The sequence below is a fragment of the Lactiplantibacillus xiangfangensis genome (assembly GCF_001438845.1).
GTDB classification, from domain to species: domain Bacteria; phylum Bacillota; class Bacilli; order Lactobacillales; family Lactobacillaceae; genus Lactiplantibacillus; species Lactiplantibacillus xiangfangensis.
On sequence record NZ_JQCL01000068.1, the window covers coordinates 85,197 to 86,200 of the forward strand.

A 1,004-nucleotide genomic window follows, 5' to 3' on the forward strand; every position below is an offset into this window, starting at 1 on the left:
TTATAATGCACCCAGTAGGAGTCGAACCTACAACCTTCTGATTCGTAGTCAGACACTCTATCCAATTGCGCTATGGGTGCTAAATAATAATAATGCCGAGGACCGGGATCGAACCGGTACGGTTATCACTAACCGCAGGATTTTAAGTCCTGTGCGTCTGCCAATTCCGCCACCCCGGCAACACTATTTTGATGCTTAGTACTTTTAGTACTAAGCGGAAGACGAGATTCGAACTCGCGACCCCCACCATGGCAAGGTGATGTTCTACCACTGAACTACTTCCGCATATTTATTCAGGTTAATGCCGACTAGAGGATTCGAACCTCCGACCCCCTGTTTACAAGACAGATGCTCTGCCAGCTGAGCTAAGTCGGCGTCACGATTAACACAACTATAACAGCATAACATGTCAAGTTACATAAATCAACAAAAACTTTGAAACTTTATTCAATTAAGAACCGTGAACAATGAGCCGTGACAGTCTCGAACTGTCGACCCTCTGATTAAAAGTCAGATGCTCTACCAACTGAGCTAACGGCTCAAATGGAGGATACAGGGCTCGAACCTGTGACCCTCTGCTTGTAAGGCAGACGCTCTCCCAACTGAGCTAATCCTCCAAAAGTGCATGGCAACGTCCTACCCTCGCAGGGAGCGATCCCCCAACTACTCTCGGCGCTAAGAAGCTTAACTTCTGTGTTCGACATGGGAACAGGTGTATCCTTCTCGCCATCGTCGCCACACTATTTTGAACTAAATATTAAATTGTATAATATTCATTTAACCTTCCGGTTAAATGAGCCGTGACAGTCTCGAACTGTCGACCCTCTGATTAAAAGTCAGATGCTCTACCAACTGAGCTAACGGCTCAAATGGAGGATACAGGGCTCGAACCTGTGACCCTCTGCTTGTAAGGCAGACGCTCTCCCAACTGAGCTAATCCTCCAAAAGTGCATGGCAACGTCCTACCCTCGCAGGGAGCGATCCCCCAACTACTCTCGGCGCTA

8 tRNA genes and 1 rRNA gene are annotated in these 1,004 nt (G+C 47.6%); all 9 read right to left on the reverse strand.

Features of this window, described 5'->3' with window-relative positions:
• Positions 1-6: 6 nt before the first annotated feature.
• A tRNA-Arg gene (locus IV64_RS07900) sits at positions 7-80 on the reverse strand.
• Positions 81-93: 13 nt separating this feature from the next.
• Positions 94-179 (reverse strand) — tRNA-Leu (locus IV64_RS07905).
• 34 nt (positions 180-213) lie between these two features.
• Positions 214-285 (reverse strand) — tRNA-Gly (locus IV64_RS07910).
• A gap of 17 nt (positions 286-302) precedes the next feature.
• Positions 303-375 (reverse strand) — tRNA-Thr (locus IV64_RS07915).
• 93 nt (positions 376-468) lie between these two features.
• Positions 469-541: transfer RNA gene (locus IV64_RS07920), tRNA-Lys, on the reverse strand.
• Between the two features lie 3 nt (positions 542-544).
• A tRNA-Val gene (locus tag IV64_RS07925) sits at positions 545-617 on the reverse strand.
• A gap of 6 nt (positions 618-623) precedes the next feature.
• Positions 624-740: ribosomal RNA gene (gene rrf, locus IV64_RS07930) — 5S ribosomal RNA — on the reverse strand.
• Between the two features lie 54 nt (positions 741-794).
• A tRNA-Lys gene (locus IV64_RS07935) sits at positions 795-867 on the reverse strand.
• 3 nt (positions 868-870) lie between these two features.
• Positions 871-943, reverse strand: a tRNA-Val gene (locus IV64_RS07940).
• Between the last annotated feature and the right edge of the window lie 61 nt (positions 944-1,004).